This is a genomic window from Novosphingobium sp. NPDC080210 (genome assembly GCF_050281025.1).
In the GTDB taxonomy this organism is placed as follows: domain Bacteria; phylum Pseudomonadota; class Alphaproteobacteria; order Sphingomonadales; family Sphingomonadaceae; genus Novosphingobium.
Genome location: NZ_JBNNWL010000005.1, coordinates 1 through 17,175, shown reverse-complemented (window position 1 = coordinate 17,175; position 17,175 = coordinate 1). Strand labels below are relative to the sequence as shown.

Below are 17,175 nucleotides of genomic sequence, written 5' to 3'. Positions count from 1 at the left end.
GCAGGCTCAATTATTTTCCGCCGCGCGCTTGCGTCCGCCGCCGGTATGACACCCTTTGGCGCAGCACAGCGCCTGGCTGCTGCCATCGCCGGACCCGCCGCCAACGGGCACTTGCACGGTGTGGACCTGCCCGTCACCCGTGCAGATCTGGACAGCGATGGTTTCCCCGCCGGTCACGACCGTCAGGTTGAGCATGGCCGGGATCAGCGCGACGATGCCAAACTTTGCCCCGATCATCCGTGCGGTCCTTCCTCTTCATCGTCGTCATAGAGAATGCGGTTGGCCGCACCGTCCAGGTCTTCGAACTGGCCGCGCTTCAGCGCCCAGAAGAACGCGATCAGGCCCAGCAGGCCCAGCCCCAGGGCAATCGGCAACAGCAGCAGCAGTCCGTTCATTTCGCGGCCCTCACCAGTCGGAGCGAATTGGCCACCACGATCAGCGAGCTGCCTGACATGGCCGCCGCCGCGATCATCGGATTGACATAGCCCATGATGGCCAGCGGCACGGCAAAGACGTTGTAGCCAATCGCCAGGGCAAAGTTCTGCCGGACCACGCGCATCGTGCGCCGCGCTGCCAGCACGGCGCGTGGCAAGGCGTTGAGCGAGTCTCCCAGGAACACCAGGTCAGCCGCCTGCCGCCCGACATCGCTGGCCGAACCGGGCGCGATGGAGGCATCGGCGGCGGCCAGCGCGGGACCGTCGTTCAGCCCGTCGCCGACCATCAGCACCTTGTGCCCCTGCGCTTGCAGGGCGGCAATGGCTTCGCGCTTTTCGGCGGGGTTGGCGGCGGCCTGCGCCTCCAGCCCGACATCGGCCGCGACTTCGCCCACGGCCTGCGCATTGTCGCCCGACAGGAGCGAGACTTTCAGGCCCAGCGCCTTGAGGCGGTCCAGCGCGGCATGGGCATCGGGACGCAGCTTGTCGGTAAAGGGGATCAGCACTTCGCCGCGCCCGTCGATCCGCCCCTCAATCCGGAGCGTGGTCGATACTACGTCAGCAGCGTCGTTGCGGCCCAGCGAGACGGCGCGGCCATTCCAGGTGCCGGACAGGCCGATCCCGGCGGTTTCCGCCACGCCTTCGACCCGCACGGCGCGGTGGCCGCGGGCCAGCAGCGCGGATTCCAGCGCGCGCGAATGGGGATGACGGCTGTGCGAGGCGAGGCCCAGGGCAATCGCCGCCGCCTCGTCATCCAGGCTGGCGACGACCTGCGCATCGGGTTCCGGCTTGCCCAGGGTCAGCGATCCGGTCTTGTCGAGCAGGACACGGTCGACCAGGGCCATGCGCTCGATCGCGCTGCCGTCCTTGACCATGATCCCTTCGCGCATCAGCGCACCGCTCGCCACGACCTGCGCGACCGGCACGGCCAGGCCCAGAGCGCAGGGGCAAGTGATGATCAGCACGGCAATCGCGATCACCATCGAGTGATGGAAGCCCGCGCCATAGAGCATCCACCCGGCAAAGCTGAGCGCCGCGAGGGTGTGCACGGCGGGTGCATAGAGCCGGCTCGCGCGGTCGGCGATGCGGACATAGACCGAGCGCGGCTGCTCTGCCGCGTCCATCAGCCGCGCAATCTCGGCCAGCGAGGTATCGGCTCCGGCGGCAGTCACGCGCACGTCGACCGGCGCATCCAGGTTGAGCGTCCCGGCATGGACCAGCGCGCCCGTGCGGGCCGGGACCGGCGCGCTTTCCCCGGTCAGCAGCGACTGGTCGAACGCGCTTGCTCCGTTCACGATCTCGCCATCGGCGGCAAGGCGCTCGCCAGCGGCAATGCGCATGACCATGCCGGGTTCAAGATCGGCGGCGGCTACCCATTGCAGGCTGCCATCGGCGGAAACGACGCTGGCGCCGGGAGCAGCCTGGCTGAGCAGCGCGTCCACCCCGGCGCGGGCGCGGTCGCGCATCATCGCGTCGAGCGTGCGCCCGGCCAGCAGGAACAGGATCAGCATCAGGACGCCGTCGAAATAGGCATCGTGCCCGCCGACCATCGTCTCGTAGAAACTGAGGCCGGTGGCCAGGACGATGCCGATCGAAATCGGCACGTCCATGTTGGTCCGCCCGCGCTTCAGCACGGCCCAGGCCGAGCGGAAGAACGGCATTCCCGAATAGGCAATCGCCGGAACGCCGATCAGGGCGGAAATCCAGTGGAACAGGTTGCGCGTGGTGCCCTCTGCCCCGGACCAGACCGAGATCGAGAGCAGCATCACGTTCATGCAGGCAAAGGCCGCCACGCCGAGCGGCGCGAGCAGCGGCTTTACCGCAGAGGGCGCCCTGGTCAGCTCTTCGGTGCGCGGCTGGCTGGCAAAGCCGACCGCTTCCAGCGCGGCGATCAGGTCAGCCGCTTCCACTTCCGCGCCGTGCTGGGTGCGGACCTGCTTGGCTGTCAGGTTGACGCGGGCGTTACTGACCCCAGGAACGGCGGCCAGCGCGCGCTCGACCTTGGCCATGCACCCGGCGCAATGCATTCCGGGCACGACCAGGACGGTCGTTTCGCCCGCCGCCTCCAGCGGGACAGGAGAATTCGCGTTCACCGCACGTCCTGTTCAGTGCGCCAGCGCTGCGCGCCGGCGGTTGCTTCCAGCCGCACCCGCCAGCGACCGGCGGGAATGGCGGCGTCGGACAGGAACGAGCCATCGCCCTGGCGGGTAAAGGCCAGTGCCTTGTCACGGTCATGCCCCAGCGGGTGACGCGCCACGGCAGTCAGGGCGACCTGGCTGGCCGGTGCCCCCGTCAAGGTCACGGCAATGCGGCCATCGGCCTGACGCTGGGCCTGGGCGGTCCAGCCGAGCGCCTTTTCCTTTGCCGCCTCGTCCAGCCACTTGTTGAAGTGCTGGCTGGCGACATAGGAGTTCTCGACCACGACCCCGCCGAATGTGGCGCTGGCCTGGGTGGCCATGAACAGGTTCACCCCGATCACCACGGCGAAGAAGGCCACGATGATCGCGGCAAAGTGCTTGCCGGTGAAGGGTCCGGTGGTGAAGGCTTTCATTCGCTGGTTTCCTCATCCTCGATCGGGGAATCGAAGCGTGCTTCGTTGGAATCCGCCTCGCGCTCGCCATCCAGGGCTTGCAGGCGGAAAGTGAAGGACTGCTCCTTCGATCCGTCGGGCGCGACGACATAGACCCGCAGCGGCTCCACCCGGTCCGCCGGAACGGTCAGGGTCAAGGCGCGCGCGGCCTTTTCGCGGGGCATGTCATTGGTCCAGAACTTGCCGCCGGGCAGGCCGTCGATGCTGACCTGCATCTGGCGCGGGCGCGACTGCATGTTCAGCAGCTTGACCGTATAGTCGTTGCGGATCTCCCCGCTCGACTGGACGGTATAGGGCGGATTGCGGTCCTTCTGCACCTTGATGTTGATGCGGTCGCGGGTGCCCAGGGCAAACAGCAGGGCAAAGCCGATGGCGGCCCAGATCCCGGTGTAGATCAGGGTCCGGGTGTGGAACAGCGCCTTGGTGATGGGGCGCGGAGCCTCGCCCCGGCGTTCGGCGTCGCAATCCTCCAGCGTGGCATAGTCGATCAGGCCGCGCGGGCGGCCGATGGCCTTCATCACCTTGTCGCACTCGTCGATGCACAGCGCACAGGTGATGCAGCGGATGTCCGGCCCGTTGCGGATGTCATAGCCGGTCGGGCAGACGTTGACGCAGCCGTTGCAGTCGATGCAGTCGCCGATTTCCGGGTCTTTCAGCGCCTGCTTGACCGAGCCGCGCTTTTCCCCGCGCCAGTCCTTGTAAGTGACGATCAGGCTCTTTTCATCGAGCATCGCGGTCTGGATGCGCGGCCAGGGGCACATGTAGACGCAGACCTGTTCGCGCATGAAGCCGCCCAGGACGAAGGTGGTCGCGGTCAGCACGGCAACGGTAGCATAAGCGACCGGCGCGGCCTGTCCGGTCCAGAAGTCCACGGTCAGCGTCGGAGCGTCGGCGAAGTACATGATCCACGCGCCGCCGGTCCAGAAACTGATGAACAGGTAGATCGACCACTTCAGACCGCGCTTGAAGATCTTCTTCGGGCCCCAGGGCGCGGCATCGAGCCGCATCTGGGCGTTGCGGTCGCCATCGACCCAGCGGTCGACGTGCTGGAACAGGTCGGTCCAGACGGTCTGCGGGCAGGCATAGCCGCACCACGCGCGCCCGACAGCGCTGGTCACCAGGAACAGGCCGATCCCGGCCATGATCAGCAGGCCGGCGACGAAATAGAATTCCTGCGGCCAGATCTCGATCCCGAACATGTAGAACCGGCGGTGGGCAAGGTCCACCAGCACGGCCTGGTCCGGGGCATAGGGTCCGCGGTCCCAGCGGAGCCACGGGGTAATGTAATAGATCCCCAGGGTGAGGATCATCACCGCCCATTTGAAGCGGCGGAAGCGCCCGTCTACCGCTTTGGGGTAGACGGGCTCACGCTTCGCATAAAGGCTGGTACTGGCAGGTTCAGGGTTGAGCATTTCCGGTTCCACTCGCAGGCGTGGCAGGTGCACTCACAGTTTCTTCACCGCCCCCCAGCGAGTAGACATAGGCTGCCAGCATCTTGATCGTGACGGCGTCCAGCTTCTTGCTCCAGGCGGGCATCACGCCGGCATGGGCCTTGTGGATCGAGGCCGTGACCTGTTCCATCTTGCCGCCATAGAGCCAGACCGCGTCGGTCAGGTTCGGCGCGCCGAATGCACGCAGGCCCTTGCCGTCGGTGCCGTGGCAGGCCACGCAGTTGGCGGCAAAGTTGGCCGCGCCGCGCTGGGCCGCCGCATCATTCGGATGCTTGCCCGAAAGCGACAGGACATAGGATGCCGTATCGGTGACCTGGGCCGGGGTCAGGATGCCGTCCTTGCCGAAGCTGGGCATCAGGCTGGTCCGGGTGGCCGGATCGTCAGCCGCGCGAATGCCGTGCAGCAAGGTGGTGTGGATGTCGTTGATCGAACCACCCCACAGCCAGTCCTCGTCCTTCAGGTTCGGATAGCCGATCGAGCCAGCCGCGCCAGAGCCGTGGCACTGCACGCAGTTCTGCTTGAAGGCGGCCGAACCACCAGCCACGGCCAGCGGCATCAGCTGTTCGTTCTTGACCAGGTCTTCCAGCGGGGTCGCAGCAATCGCGTCGGTCGCGGCTTTGCGCTTGGCAGCGCCTTCGGCCATTTCCTGGGCGAGCTGGCCGCGGCTGGTCCAGCCCCACAGCCCTTCGGTGCCCTTGTTGAGCAGCGGGACCGCGGGATAGACCACGATATAGCCGATGGCGAACAGGATCGTCAGGTAAGTGGTGATCACCCACCAGCGCGGCAGCGGGTTGTTCAGTTCCTCGATGCCATCCCATTCGTGACCGACGGTTTCAACGCCAGTCGGCTCGTCAATTTTCTTATCCGCCATTGTCGTCACCCCCAAGGCTGTCTTCGGCGAAGATCATGTTCGCGGCTTCTTCGTTGGCCTTCTTCGCACTGGGGCGGAAAGGCCAGGCTGCCAGCGCCAGGAAGGTCAGCACCATGGCTGCCAGTCCCCAGCTATCGGCGAAGTGCCGCAGCGTTTCGTAAGTGGAGTGTCCGGTCACCGGCCCTTCTCCTTGGCCAGCACTTCCTGTGCCGCCGGCGCATTGACGTCGACCATGGTACCCAGCACCTGAAGATAGGCGATCAGGGCGTCCATCTCGGTCAGCTTGTCGGGCTGCCCATCAAAGTCACGCACTTGCGACTTGGGATAGCGCTTTTGCAGGTCCCCGTTTTCCGCCATCGGATCGGCCTGCGACTTGAGGTCGGCATTGGCCTGCTTGATGTCGGTCGCGGTATAGGGAACCCCGACGCGGTAGAGCGCGGTCAGCTTGGCCCCCATGTCGCCGGGATTGAGTTCCCGCTCGGCCAGGAAGGCATAGGGCGGCATGACCGATTCCGGCACTACGTCACGCGGGTTCTTGAGGTGCTGGACGTGCCATTCGTCCGAGTACTTCAGGCCGACGCGGGCCAGGTCCGGCCCGGTCCGCTTGGAACCCCACTGGAACGGATGGTCGTACATCGATTCCGCGGCCAGGCTGTAGTGGCCATAGCGTTCGACCTCGTCGCGGAACGGACGGATCATCTGGCTGTGGCAGACATAGCAGCCTTCGCGGACATAGATGTCGCGCCCGGCTTGCTCCAGCGGGGTGTAGGGGCGCATCCCCTCCACCTTCTCGATCGTGTTGTCGATCCAGAACAGCGGAGCGATTTCCACGATGCCGCCCACGGTGACCACCGCAAAGGCGCAGACGCCGAGCAGGGCCACGTTCTTTTCCAGCTTCTTGTGCCGGGCCCAGGGCTCTTTCTTGGTTTCAGAAGACATTTTGAAGATCCCCCTTATTCGGCCGGCACGGCGACCAGCGGACGGTCGGCGTTCTGGTCATAGGCAGCCTGGCGCAGCGGCTCTTCCTGGCGGAGGTTGCCGGCAATCGTCTGCCACACGTTGTAGGCCATGATCAGAGCGCCCGAGAGGTACAGGACACCGCCGAATGCGCGGGCCAGGTACATCGGGTGAAGCGCTTCGACCGTTTCGGCGAACGAGTTCACCAGATAGTTGTCAGCGCCATATTCGCGCCACATCAGGCCCTGGGTGATCCCCGCAACCCACATCGAGGCGGCGTAGAAAACGATGCCGATGGTGGCGAGCCAGAAGTGCCAGTTGATCATGCGCAGCGAATACATCCGTTCACGGTTCCACAGGCGCGGGACCAGGAAGTAGACGGCCGAGAAGGTGATCAGGCCGTTCCAGCCCAGTGCGCCCGAGTGCACGTGGCCAATCGTCCAGTCGGTATAGTGCGACAGCGAGTTGACCGACTTGATCGACATCATCGGGCCTTCGAAGGTCGACATGCCGTAGAACGCGATCGACATCACCATCATGCGGATGACCGGGTCGGTGCGGACCTTGTCCCAGGCGCCGTTCAGCGTCATCAGGCCGTTGATCATGCCGCCCCAGCTGGGCATCCACAGGATGATCGAGAAGACCATGCCCAGGGTCTGCGCCCAGTCCGGCAGAGCCGTATAGTGCAGGTGGTGCGGACCGGCCCAGATGTAGAGGAAGATCAGCGCCCAGAAGTGCACGATCGACAGGCGATAGGAATAGACCGGACGCTCTGCCTGCTTCGGCACGAAGTAGTACATCATGGCCAGGAAGCCGGCGGTCAGGAAGAAGCCGACCGCGTTATGGCCGTACCACCACTGCACCAGCGCGCCCTGGACCCCGGCCCACAGCGGATAGGATGCGGACCCGAACGGGCTGACCGGAATGTTCACGTTGTTGACCAGGTGCAGCATCGCAACGGTCAGGATGAAGCTGAGGAAGAACCAGTTGGCCACATAGATGTGCGGTTCGGTACGCTTGATGATCGTGCCGACGAAAACCACCAGGTAGGCCACCCAGACCAGCGTGAGCCACAGGTCGACGTACCATTCCGGTTCCGCATATTCCTTGCCCTGGGTAACCCCCAGGACATAGCCGGTCGCGGCCAGGACGATGAACAGCTGATAGCCCCAGAACACGAACTTCGCGAGCGCCGGGAAAGCCAGGCGCGCGCGGCAGGTGCGCTGCACGATGTAAAAGCTGGTCGAAATCAGCGCCGTGCCCCCGAAGGCAAAGATCACGGCCGACGTATGCAGCGGCCGCAGCCGCCCGAAGGTCGTATATTCAAAGCCCAGGTTCAGCACCGGAAAGGCCAGCTGAAGCGCGATGTACAGACCGACCAGGAACCCGACGCAACCCCAGAAGGTCGTCAGGATAACCCCGGCGCGGACCAGGCCATCGTCGTAACGGGACTGGTCCACGGTCGGCCGCAGACCGGCCACCGCAAGTTTATAGTCGGCATTGCGCAGGCTGAGTACCAGCCCGGCAAGTGCCGCCAGAGCAAAAATCGCCATGTGGATCGCGAATCCGGTATCAAGCGAATTCGCGAACATGAACATGGCGAAGAGCAACGCTACCAGCCACCAGCCAGCGCGGGCTACCAGAGATTCCATTGGCCCCTTCCCCTCAAGATGGGTTTAATCAGGATGTGCTAATACAGCAGTCCACTACCCGTTTCGACCTCTCACTGCAATGCGGCATTGACCGGGATCAAATTCCGCAGCGGTAATAAAAAATACAGGAAATCAGCGGTAAATTGCTTTCGATCAATGTTTGCACGTGCAGCATTGGCGCAAAAGCCCGTTCGACGCCGCCCGCAACCCTGGCTGCAAGTGCAACCGTTTGCGGGGCCCCGTCGGACAAAAGGAACATGAGGGACACTATGAAGAAGCTCACCATCGCTGCGGCCCTTGCTGCCGCCACCATGCTTTCCGCTCCCGCCCAGGCCGGCAGTGCCGAAGGCAAGCTGCAGGTCAAGGTCATGGCCACCGGCGTTCTGCCCGATGGCAAGATCGACAAGGTCAATTCGGCTGCCCCCGCTGTCGCCACCGCTCTCGGCGCGACGCCCGATACCGTCGCCAACGACAACTGGGTGCCGACCCTGGCCGTGGAATATTTCGTTTCGCCCAACTTCTCGGTCGAAACGATCTGCTGCTTCACCAAGCACAAGGTGACCGGCACCGGTTCGATCAACGGCGCGAACATCGCCAATGACGTGCTGATCCTGCCCGCCACCGTAACGCTGAAGGCCCATGCCAATGTCGGCCCGGTCAAGCCCTATGTCGGCGTCGGCCCGTCGCTGTTCTTCTACTTCAACGAAAAGCCCGGCACTGTTCCCGCCGGTCTGGGCGCCACCAGCCTGAAGCTTGACAACAAGCTGGGCGTGGCCCTGCAAGCCGGTGTTGACGTTCCGGTGAACGACGCTGGCCTGGGCATCAGCCTGGACGCCAAGAAGTACTTCATGAAGACGACCACGCACTTCTATGCGGATACGACCGAAGTGCTCTCCACCGATCACAAGCTTGATCCGTGGGTTGTCTCGGGCGGCGTTTCCTACCGCTTCTGAGCTTTCGGCGGCTGCTGCGGCAGCCGCCACCCAGCTCCCCTGTCGCAAGATCGGGGTCGGGGGAGGGTCTGCCAGGCTTTCGCAGGCGGTGCAGGCTCTCCCCCTTTGCTTTGCAGCAGATGGGGGGGAGCGCCCGGCTTTCATCCCGCTTCGGCCATCAAGGCATCGCGGTCGACAATCGCCACCTCGCGGCGGGAAGGCAGATCGATGATCCCCTCCGCTTTCAACCGGGTGAACTGACGGCTCACCGTCTCGATGGTAAGGCCCAGCACGTCGGCAACCTGCTGGCGCGAGAACGGCAGGGCAAAGGTCTTGAGCGGCTGGTCCGGCGCGTCGACGCAGCCCGGCTGCACCAGGCGTTCGGACATTTCCAGCAGGAACGTCGCCAGCTTTTCACTGGCCGACTTGCGGCCCAGCAGCAGCATCCAGCGGCGCGTGCGGTCCAGTTCCGCCAGGGTGCGTTGCAGCAGCTTGTGCTCCAGCCCCGGATGCTCGCGCGCAAAGGCATCGAAATCGCGGCGCGAGAACACGCAGACCTTGGATTCGGTCAGCGCGGTAACGCCGTGCCCGGAAGTGGCGCCGAAGGGGCGGCCAATGAAGTCCGAAGGATAGACGACGCCCACGATCTGCTCGCGCCCGTCCTCGGTCCCGGTGGACAGCTTCAGCACCCCGTCGATGACGTTGGCGACGAGAACCGAGTCCTCCCCTTCCCACATCAGCGATTCGCCGGGTTCCAGCGTGCGGCGGCGACCGATCGCGTTCAGCGCTTTCAGTTCCTCGTTATCCAGCGAAGAACAGATGGCACGGTTACGGACAACGCAGGTATCGCAGGCGGACATGGGGCCTCATTGCTCCCCTGGCTCGCAAAGTTCAAGTCAGATGATGTCGGCTATTCCCGCCAAAGCGACACGTAATCGATCAATTGCCTGGGCTTTCAGCTGGTGCACGCGCGGCACCGAAACCTGAATTGTTTCAGCGATTTCAGACAGGTTTAGCTCTTCCACGAAGTACAATTGTACAATCAATTGCAGCCGTTCTGGCAGCTGGGAAATTGCAACTGCAAGGCGGTCGCGAAGTTCCTCGTCGGCCAGGATCGCGAAGGCATCGGGCCGTTCGTCGGCAAAGGCCGAGTCGCTGTCGGCATAGGCGTCATCGATGGATTCAAACTGTACCCGATCAGGCGCTTCGCGCGAATGTGAGCGATAAGACCGCTTATTTTCAATCCACCCAGTCCCGACTGCGGGCGACCGCCTTGTTCCATTTGCCGTAAAGCAGGCTGCGCCGCGCTTCGTCCATGGCCGGGTTCCAGCGCTTGTCCTCGCCCCAGTTGCTTGCGATCTGGCTGGGGCTGTCCCAGTAACCAACCGCCAGGCCAGCCGCATAGGCTGCGCCCAACGCCGTCGTTTCAACCACCTTGGGCCGGACCACCGGAACACCCAGGATGTCGGACTGGAACTGCATCAGCAGCTCGTTCATCACCATGCCGCCATCGCTGCGCAGCTCGCGGATCGCCACGCCGCTGTCGGCCGTCATCGCATCCAGCACTTCGCGGGTCTGGAAGGCCGTGGCCTCCAGCACGGCGCGGGCCAGGTGGCCTTTCCCCGCAAAGCGCGTCAGTCCGGCAATCACCCCGCGCGCGCTGGCATCCCAGTGCGGCGCGTAGAGCCCGGGAAAGGCGGGGACGAAATAGACGTCGCCATTGTCCTCCACGCTCGCGGCCAGATCCTCGATCTCGCTGGCGTGCTGGATCAGGCCCAGGTTGTCGCGCAGCCATTGCACCAGCGCCCCGGCAATCGAGATCGACCCTTCCAGCGCATAGACCGCCGGCGCATCGCCCAGCTTGTACCCCAGCGTGGTGAGCAGTCCGGCCTTTGACGGGAACGGCTTTTCCCCGGTGTTCATCAGCATGAAGCAGCCGGTGCCATAGGTGTTCTTCGCCTCGCCGGGGTGAAGGCAGGCCTGCCCGAACAGCGCGGCCTGCTGATCGCCCAGAATTCCGGCCAGCGGCACGCCGTCCAGCACGCCGGTGCACTGGCCATAGACTTCGCTGGAGCTGCGGATCTGCGGCAGGCAGGCGCGCGGCACGCCGAATTCCGCCAGAATTTCCTCGTCCCAGTCAAGCCGTTCGAGATCCATCATCTGCGTGCGCGAGGCATTGGTGACGTCGGTGATGTGCAGCCCGCCCTGCGGCCCGCCGGTCAGGTTCCAGGCTAGCCAGGTATCGACATTGCCGAACAGCAGCTCGCCCCGCTCGGCCCGGTCCCGCGCGCCGGGGACATTGTCCAGCAGCCAGCGCAGCTTCAGGCCGGAAAAGTAAGTGGCCAGCGGCAGGCCGGTGCGCGCGCGAAAGCGGTCTTGCCCGCCATTGGCCGCGAATTCGGCGACGAGCTGGTCGGTCCGCGTATCCATCCAGACCAGCGCATTGTGCACCGGCTGGCCGGTCTGGCGATCCCACAGCAGGGTCGTCTCGCGCTGGTTGGTGATCCCCACGGCGGCCAGTTCGTGCGCAGCGATATTGGCGTGGGCCAGCGCCGCGCCGATCACGTCGCGGGTATTGGTCCAGATTTGCAGCGGATCGTGCTCGACCCAGCCGGGCCGGGGCATGATCTGCTCATGCTCGGTCTGGGCCAGCGACACGATCTCACCCTTGGCATCAAAGATGATGAAGCGCGTGCTGGTGGTGCCCTGATCGATCGACCCGATATAGCCTGACATCTGCTTTCCCTGTGTTTTTCGTTTGCTGCGCTATGCCATTTCCGCAGGCCGCTTCCAATCCGCCAATTGCGCGGGTGTTCCAGTTGGCAGGGGATTGTGCCATGTTTCTGCTTATGCCGCGCCGCACTCCCCCGCTTGCCAGCCTTGGCGCTGTTTTGCTGGCCCTCGCCGGCGCTTCCCCGCCGGTAGCCGCGCAGCCCCTGCCGCCTGCCGCCAGGCCCGTTCCGGCGGTGCCGCAAGCGCCCGAACCGCCGCTGAAGGTCAGCCTGTCGGCGGATGGCGAGACGCTGTACCTCGTCGGCATGTTCCTCGACGGGGCGTTCCATCAGGTCAAAGCGGCACTGGACAAGGCGCCCCGAGTCCGGCGGGTGCACCTTTCTTCCTCCGGCGGGTTCACGATCGAGGGGCGGCTGGTTTCGGCCCTGGTGCGCAAGCGGCGGCTGGACACCTATGTCGAATATTACTGCGCCTCGGCCTGCACCCAGATTTTCGCGGCGGGCCAGCAGCGCGTGATCGGCCCGCTGGCGCGGCTGGGTTTTCATCAGGCAGTGATGGTAGATGAGAATGGCAATACCGCCGGGGTCCGCCCACCGACCGACCGCAAGCTGGATTCGACCCTGGTGTTCGGCGTCAACGGCAACGACACGCTGCGGTTGGCCTATGAAATGGCAGGCGCGGACCCCGCCTTCATCGACAAGGCGCTGGGCTTTGACCACCAGAACATGTGGCTGCCGGATCAGGAGCAATTGCTGTCCTCGCACCTGGTCAGCCGTGTGGCCGAGACATCCGAAGTGCCCGCTCCGCCCGGCGCGATCACGCGCGATGCAGTGCGCGCCGCCTTGCTGGAACAGCCCTTGTGGCGCGCCGCCATGACCCGCCTGCCCGCGCCGACCGAGACGGCGGTGGGAGACATCTGGCGCAGCGCGAACAGCGGCTATTCCCTGGCCGAGGCGACGCGGATCGGCCGCGCCGCGCTGATCGTCCAGGCGGCTGAGCTGTTGCCCACGGCGAGCGAGGCGCTGCTTGACCGGGCGCTGGCCGCCTATGTCCTGGCCGCGCGCAATCAGCGCGCGCGGGGCTATCCCGGCTGCTTTCCCGAAACCCTTGCCGCCCCGGCCGAAGATCCGGAAGAAACCCGGTTCACCGCCGAAGAAGATGCGGTGATGACTGACCTCTTGCTCTCCCCCGAACAGGCCAAGGCGCTGAAACCCGCGGTGGCGGAACGCTATTTCAACCGGGAAGTGTCACCCTTGCTCGCCCACTCGGCCAGCCAGACCGACCGGATGGACAGCGGGCAGCTGTGCCGGTTCGGCTTTGAAACCTTCGAGGCAATCGACAGCCTGCCCGCCGGTAAACGGCTCAAGGCCTATCGTGCCCTGCTCTCGCTGTCGGCCCTGCCCTAGCGGAACTGGCGCTGCGCCTGGTCCTTCAGCATCAAGGATTCAACATAGAGCGCAGCCAAGGCCAGTTCCGGCTCCTTGGGATCGGCCCAGCCCTGCGCCTTGACGAAGGCCGTCAGGCGATCCCGCTGCGCGGCAGGCAGGCGGTCACGGCCCGTCAGAAGGTGCCGGTTTTCGCGATAGAATGCATGCAAGGGCGCCGCGCTCAGGCCGATGGATTGCAGGCTTTGCTCCAGAGCGTCCGCCAGGATCGCGGTCAGCGCATAGCCGGTAGCGGACTGTGAGCGACCGACCGACCAGTTGAACCGCGCCAGACAGCGGCTGTGCGATTCCTCGATCAGTTCGTTGATCGTGTCCAGATTGCGCGAGGACTGGCCGAACCGGCCACCACCGGCAAATTCGCGCGAGATCAGCAGCAGGGCGATTTCGCGGTCTTCGGCGGGCATGGTTTCGTAGATGCAGGCTGCCGTATTGTCGGGAAGCAGCTCGTTCGCGCCCTGCCCTGCCCCATGCGCCTGGACCGCCACGGGCAGCGCCCCGGCGACCAGGCAGGGCACCAAGCCCAGGGCGATGCGGCGCAAGTTCATGCGGCATACCTGCCCAAGGGGGCCGCGCTTGTCGAGAGCAGGACTCAAGCAAAACGGCCCAAAGACTACGCAATCGCCGAGCGCCGCTTTGAAGGGACAACGGCCACGCTAGCGGCTTGGTTTCTTTGCATTGTTGACGCTATGCAGATGCACAGACGTTCCATCCACGCCTAGTACGCGTTTGCTAAATTTGGAATCGCTCGAATTCTTGATTCTGCCGACATGAGCATTTTTTGGCCAGCCATCCGCATCGCGATCGAAGCCTCGATCGTCGCGTAACTGCCTGGGGGGTTTTGCTTAACGGGTCGTTACCCACGTTAAACCTTGGCATGATTAATACCGGACTGCGCGGTCTGTCCCCGCGCAGTCTCCTGTCTGACGCTATGGCGTCGCCCGTCATTGCCCCGGCCGGTTCATTCCGGTCGGGGCTCTCGGTTTCTGGACTTCGCATCGCTCGGCCAAAGGCAAAGGGGCCCCGGACAAGTCCGGAGCCCCTCGCGTAAGCACCCCTCCCAGGGATTGCTGACTTAGAACTTCATCCCCGCGGTGATGCCGAAGCGGCGCGGTTCAAGAGTAAAGACGTTGGTGTAGTTACCCGAGGACTGGTCGGTCACGTAGAGACCGGTGATCGAGTCCTTATCGAACAGGTTCTGCACCCAGGCGCGGGCAAACCACTTCTTGTCCGGGCCATCCAGCTGGATCTGGGCATTGACCTGGGTGAAGCTGGGCACTTCGTTGACGACGCCGCCAAAGATGTTGCCCACCGACTTGCCGGTGTAGACGAAGTCCGCACGCGGGGTCAGGGTCAGTTCGCCGAGCGAAGCAGCATACTGCGCACCCGCCGAGAACTTGTAGTCCGGAGCGCCCGGCAGCTTGTTGCCCTTGATGTTGGTCGGGATACCGGACGAGTAGACCGTCACGCCGCCGATGGACGGCGCCGCGCCCACCGTGGAGGCAAGAGCGCTCAACATGCCGCAGATGCTGAAGGCACCGGTGGAGTTGATGCCGCCGCCTGCCGGGAAGGCATAGGTGGTGGTCTGAAGCCCTGCACCGGGCTTGATTTCCAGGCCAGGCTTGGTGGGATCGGTGTCGACGCCGCCGTTGATGATGTTGTTCACCGCACCCACGAAGGCATTCACCCCGGCCACGTTGCCGCTGTTCGATGCGACAGCGCAGTTCGCACCGTTGGTGATGTCCTTGATGATCACGGCGTCGGCACGGCCGGCACCGAAGTCACGCGGATTGGCGAGCATCTTATCACCCGAAACCTCGGCGTGCAGGTAGCTGCCCGTCAGGTTGAGGGTGAGTTCCGGGGTCGGACGCAGGATGGCTTCTGCTTCAAGACCGTAGATCGTGGCGTCCACGTTGTCGTTGACCGAGGTGCGGGCAACGATGCGCGAAAGCTGCAGACCCTTGTAGTCATAGTAGAAGCCGGTCAGGTTCAGCGTCACATTGCCGAACTGGTTCTTCGAACCGATTTCGAAGGCATTGACGAATTCCGGCGAGAAAGCTTCCGGAACCGAGAACACCGGCGAAAGCGGCGGGTTGATACCGCCCGACTTGTAGCCGCGCGAGTACGAGGCATAGAGCAGGTTGTCCGGGGTGATGTTGTAATCCAGCACCGCACGGCCCGTCACTTCCGCAAACTTCGCGGTGCGGACCTGGAACGGCTGATTGCCGGCAGTACCCGCATCCGCATCGTAAGCGGCAATGAACGGAGAAGTATAGGCGTTGGTCGAACCATAGGGGACCAGGAAGCTGGCCAGCGTGGTGCGCGCCGTGATTTCCTTCTTGTCGTTGTTGTAGCGCAGACCGACGGTCAGCTTCAGGTCGTCAGCGAACTTGAAATAGGCTTCGCCGAACAGACCGTAAGTGGTCACCCGCAGATCGTCCGAGTTGTTGCGATAAGTCGGCGTACCCAGATAGGCCGGCGGCAGGGCATAAGTGCCCGTGTCCGGATTGAAGCTGCCGATACCGGTGAACGAACCGAAGACGCTGGTGAAGTAGTCAATCCCGAACGAGTCAATGTAGTAGCTGTTCTCGGTCATGTGGAGCTTGCCGTAGATCCCGCCGAGCAGGAAGTTCAGCGGCCCGTCCCAATCCGACGACAGGATTGCTTCAGCCGTCCAGTTCGAATGGTTCTGGTTGGAACGGTCGAAGTCCTGCGGCGTCGAGGAACAGATCCGGTGACCACCGAATGCGCCCGTGCCGGTTTCTTCCGGCAGCGAGGTGCAGAGCACGCCGTTGGGACCATTGGGGATCAGAGCCGCCGCGATCGGAGCGAAATAGGCTGCCGAGCCGGGCAGACCGATGCCGGTGGTGGCAACGCCGCTCAGCGCGGTCAGCGCCGGAGTATAAAGGGCGCGGTTCTGGACCGAAAGGTTGTAGTCCTGGCTCGAATCCAGGTCCACCTTCTGATAGTTACCGCTGACCTTCATGCTGAGGCCGCCGCCCAGATCCTGGTCGATCGAGCCCTGAACGATCCATTCCTGGGTGAAGTACGAGGTCGGGAAGTCGGTGTTGACCGTGCGGTAATCCGCCGGATTGGTACCCCCGGCCCAGCTGTAGGCATCAACGCCATAGACCGGAGCGGCCGGCGTGTGGCCGGTGCCATAGAGGCTGCCCAGTGCGAATGCGCCAGGTACGCCCTGGGTTGCAAAGAACTGCTGCGAGGTGAGCACGCCCACGAAGGTGCTGTTGGCGTTGGTCATCTCGAACTTGCGGTCGCCATTCAAGCAGCCCAGGACCCCGGTCGGATCGCGTTGGCACATCTGCTTCTGGATGCGCATGCGGCTGTCGCGCTCATGGAAGTATTGCGCCATCAGGTCGATGGTGGTGCCAGCGGCCGGTTCAAACCGCATGGAGCCGCGCACGCCGTACATGTCGCGGTCGTCGATCTTCGAATTGTCGAAGATGTTGGTCGTGTAGCCATCGCGGTTCAGGTAGAAACCGGCAACGCGGATGCCGAAGGTATCGCCAACCGGCAGGTTGACCGCGCCCTTCAGCTTGACCGAGTTGTAATTGCCGTACTCGGCTTCGACGTTGCCACCGAAAGCGGTCAGGTCCGGACGCGCCGTGCGGAAGTTGACCACGCCCGAGGTGGCGTTGCGGCCGAACAGGGTGCCCTGCGGACCGCGCAGCACTTCGATCTGCGCCAGGTCATAGAACTCGCCTTCGAACAGGCGGGTGCCGAACAGCGGCGCGTCATTCATGTGGATGGCGGTCGCGCTGTCGCAGGTCACGCCGACGCAAAGGTCACCGATGCCGCGGATGGTAAAGCTGGCGCTGGTAAAGTTCGTCTTGGTGAAGGTAACGTTCGGAAGAGAGAGCTGCAGGTCGGACGTGTTCTTGATCTGCTGCTTTTCGAGCGCTTCGGTATTGAAAGCGCTGACCGCGATCGGAACGTCCTGAAGCCGCTGGTTGGAGCGCTGCGCGGTAACGATGATTTCCGTGCTGCTGGTATCATCATCGTAACCGCTGCAAGGAGCCCACGTATTCGGGTTGAGTTTGGTGGGATATGACGACGCCTTGTTGGATTGGAGGCGTGCGCGGTGGATTTGGATGG

The 17,175-nt window shown here is 64.0% G+C and carries 17 protein-coding genes; 3 read left to right on the top strand and 14 right to left on the bottom strand.

Features of this window, described 5'->3' with window-relative positions:
* Nucleotides 1-6: 6 nt before the first annotated feature.
* The 9 genes from ACQKOE_RS13455 to ccoN form a co-directional block, all read right to left on the bottom strand.
* A complete protein-coding gene (locus ACQKOE_RS13455; protein WP_427513232.1) occupies nt 7-237 on the bottom strand; it encodes a hypothetical protein in 231 nt (76 codons plus the stop codon).
* Nucleotides 234-395, bottom strand: a complete 162-nt coding sequence (gene ccoS / locus ACQKOE_RS13450) for a cbb3-type cytochrome oxidase assembly protein CcoS (RefSeq protein WP_374589563.1) — start codon at nt 393-395, stop codon at nt 234-236. Before ccoS ends, ACQKOE_RS13455 begins: the two co-directional genes overlap by 4 nt.
* Complete coding sequence (locus ACQKOE_RS13445; RefSeq protein ID WP_427513376.1) at nt 392-2,461, bottom strand: heavy metal translocating P-type ATPase; 2,070 nt, start codon at nt 2,459-2,461, stop codon at nt 392-394. Before ACQKOE_RS13445 ends, ccoS begins: the two co-directional genes overlap by 4 nt.
* A gap of 62 nt (nt 2,462-2,523) precedes the next feature.
* Nucleotides 2,524-2,985: a FixH family protein gene (locus tag ACQKOE_RS13440; RefSeq protein ID WP_427513231.1), complete on the bottom strand. Its 462-nt coding sequence runs from the start codon at nt 2,983-2,985 to the stop codon at nt 2,524-2,526.
* Nucleotides 2,982-4,436 (bottom strand): cytochrome c oxidase accessory protein CcoG, encoded by a 1,455-nt coding sequence (ccoG, locus tag ACQKOE_RS13435; protein ID WP_427513230.1) that lies wholly within the window; start codon nt 4,434-4,436, stop codon nt 2,982-2,984. The genes ACQKOE_RS13440 and ccoG overlap by 4 nt, the downstream gene beginning before the upstream one ends.
* Nucleotides 4,423-5,346 carry a cytochrome-c oxidase, cbb3-type subunit III gene (gene ccoP / locus ACQKOE_RS13430; protein ID WP_427513229.1) on the bottom strand — a complete coding sequence of 308 codons (924 nt, stop codon included), beginning with the start codon at nt 5,344-5,346 and terminating at the stop codon, nt 4,423-4,425. The genes ccoG and ccoP overlap by 14 nt, the downstream gene beginning before the upstream one ends.
* Entirely contained in the window at nt 5,336-5,524 is a 189-nt protein-coding gene (locus ACQKOE_RS13425; protein WP_374589567.1) for a cbb3-type cytochrome c oxidase subunit 3, read from the bottom strand. Before ACQKOE_RS13425 ends, ccoP begins: the two co-directional genes overlap by 11 nt.
* Nucleotides 5,521-6,285, bottom strand: coding sequence for a cytochrome-c oxidase, cbb3-type subunit II (gene ccoO, locus ACQKOE_RS13420; RefSeq protein ID WP_427513228.1), 765 nt, complete (start codon nt 6,283-6,285; stop codon nt 5,521-5,523). The genes ACQKOE_RS13425 and ccoO overlap by 4 nt, the downstream gene beginning before the upstream one ends.
* 14 nt (nt 6,286-6,299) lie before the next feature.
* Entirely contained in the window at nt 6,300-7,955 is a 1,656-nt protein-coding gene (gene ccoN, locus ACQKOE_RS13415; protein ID WP_427513227.1) for a cytochrome-c oxidase, cbb3-type subunit I, read from the bottom strand.
* Between the two features lie 269 nt (nt 7,956-8,224).
* Between ccoN and ACQKOE_RS13410 the strand changes: the two genes are divergently transcribed.
* Nucleotides 8,225-8,908, top strand: a complete 684-nt coding sequence (locus ACQKOE_RS13410) for an OmpW/AlkL family protein (RefSeq protein ID WP_427513226.1) — start codon at nt 8,225-8,227, stop codon at nt 8,906-8,908.
* Nucleotides 8,909-9,048: 140 nt separating this feature from the next.
* On the opposite strand, the gene ACQKOE_RS13405 is transcribed toward ACQKOE_RS13410, so the two are convergent.
* Together ACQKOE_RS13405 and ACQKOE_RS13400 are read right to left on the bottom strand one after the other, a co-directional pair.
* Complete coding sequence (locus tag ACQKOE_RS13405; RefSeq protein WP_427513225.1) at nt 9,049-9,747, bottom strand: Crp/Fnr family transcriptional regulator; 699 nt, start codon at nt 9,745-9,747, stop codon at nt 9,049-9,051.
* A gap of 36 nt (nt 9,748-9,783) precedes the next feature.
* Nucleotides 9,784-9,999 (bottom strand): sigma-70 family RNA polymerase sigma factor, encoded by a 216-nt coding sequence (locus ACQKOE_RS13400; protein WP_427513375.1) that lies wholly within the window; start codon nt 9,997-9,999, stop codon nt 9,784-9,786.
* Here ACQKOE_RS13400 and ACQKOE_RS13395 point away from each other — a divergent pair.
* Nucleotides 9,922-10,107, top strand: coding sequence for a hypothetical protein (locus ACQKOE_RS13395; protein WP_427513381.1), 186 nt, complete (start codon nt 9,922-9,924; stop codon nt 10,105-10,107). The genes ACQKOE_RS13400 and ACQKOE_RS13395 overlap by 78 nt on opposite strands.
* A gap of 19 nt (nt 10,108-10,126) precedes the next feature.
* Here the strand turns inward: ACQKOE_RS13395 and glpK are convergent, their stop codons facing one another.
* Nucleotides 10,127-11,623 (bottom strand): glycerol kinase GlpK, encoded by a 1,497-nt coding sequence (gene glpK, locus ACQKOE_RS13390; RefSeq protein WP_427513224.1) that lies wholly within the window; start codon nt 11,621-11,623, stop codon nt 10,127-10,129.
* Between the two features lie 101 nt (nt 11,624-11,724).
* Here glpK and ACQKOE_RS13385 point away from each other — a divergent pair, with 101 nt between their 5' ends.
* Nucleotides 11,725-13,026, top strand: a complete 1,302-nt coding sequence (locus ACQKOE_RS13385; protein ID WP_427513223.1) for a hypothetical protein — start codon at nt 11,725-11,727, stop codon at nt 13,024-13,026.
* Here ACQKOE_RS13385 and ACQKOE_RS13380 read toward each other — a convergent pair.
* Nucleotides 13,023-13,610 (bottom strand): hypothetical protein, encoded by a 588-nt coding sequence (locus ACQKOE_RS13380; RefSeq protein ID WP_427513222.1) that lies wholly within the window; start codon nt 13,608-13,610, stop codon nt 13,023-13,025. The genes ACQKOE_RS13385 and ACQKOE_RS13380 overlap by 4 nt on opposite strands.
* A gap of 527 nt (nt 13,611-14,137) precedes the next feature.
* Nucleotides 14,138-17,173, bottom strand: a complete 3,036-nt coding sequence (locus ACQKOE_RS13375; RefSeq protein ID WP_427513221.1) for a TonB-dependent receptor — start codon at nt 17,171-17,173, stop codon at nt 14,138-14,140.
* Nucleotides 17,174-17,175: the final 2 nt, after the last annotated feature.

Coding starts and splice junctions, on each gene's coding strand:
- ACQKOE_RS13445 (WP_427513376.1), bottom strand. CDS start 2,461: ATGCATTGCGCCGGGTGCATGGCCAAGGTCGAGCGCGCGCTGGCCGCC.
- ACQKOE_RS13405 (WP_427513225.1), bottom strand. CDS start 9,747: ATGTCCGCCTGCGATACCTGCGTTGTCCGTAACCGTGCCATCTGTTCT.
- ACQKOE_RS13410 (WP_427513226.1), top strand. CDS start 8,225: ATGAAGAAGCTCACCATCGCTGCGGCCCTTGCTGCCGCCACCATGCTT.
- ccoO (WP_427513228.1), bottom strand. CDS start 6,285: ATGTCTTCTGAAACCAAGAAAGAGCCCTGGGCCCGGCACAAGAAGCTG.
- ccoN (WP_427513227.1), bottom strand. CDS start 7,955: ATGGAATCTCTGGTAGCCCGCGCTGGCTGGTGGCTGGTAGCGTTGCTC.
- ACQKOE_RS13380 (WP_427513222.1), bottom strand. CDS start 13,610: ATGAACTTGCGCCGCATCGCCCTGGGCTTGGTGCCCTGCCTGGTCGCC.
- ccoP (WP_427513229.1), bottom strand. CDS start 5,346: ATGGCGGATAAGAAAATTGACGAGCCGACTGGCGTTGAAACCGTCGGT.
- ccoS (WP_374589563.1), bottom strand. CDS start 395: ATGAACGGACTGCTGCTGCTGTTGCCGATTGCCCTGGGGCTGGGCCTG.
- ACQKOE_RS13385 (WP_427513223.1), top strand. CDS start 11,725: ATGTTTCTGCTTATGCCGCGCCGCACTCCCCCGCTTGCCAGCCTTGGC.
- ACQKOE_RS13440 (WP_427513231.1), bottom strand. CDS start 2,985: ATGAAAGCCTTCACCACCGGACCCTTCACCGGCAAGCACTTTGCCGCG.
- glpK (WP_427513224.1), bottom strand. CDS start 11,623: ATGTCAGGCTATATCGGGTCGATCGATCAGGGCACCACCAGCACGCGC.
- ACQKOE_RS13455 (WP_427513232.1), bottom strand. CDS start 237: ATGATCGGGGCAAAGTTTGGCATCGTCGCGCTGATCCCGGCCATGCTC.
- ccoG (WP_427513230.1), bottom strand. CDS start 4,436: ATGCTCAACCCTGAACCTGCCAGTACCAGCCTTTATGCGAAGCGTGAG.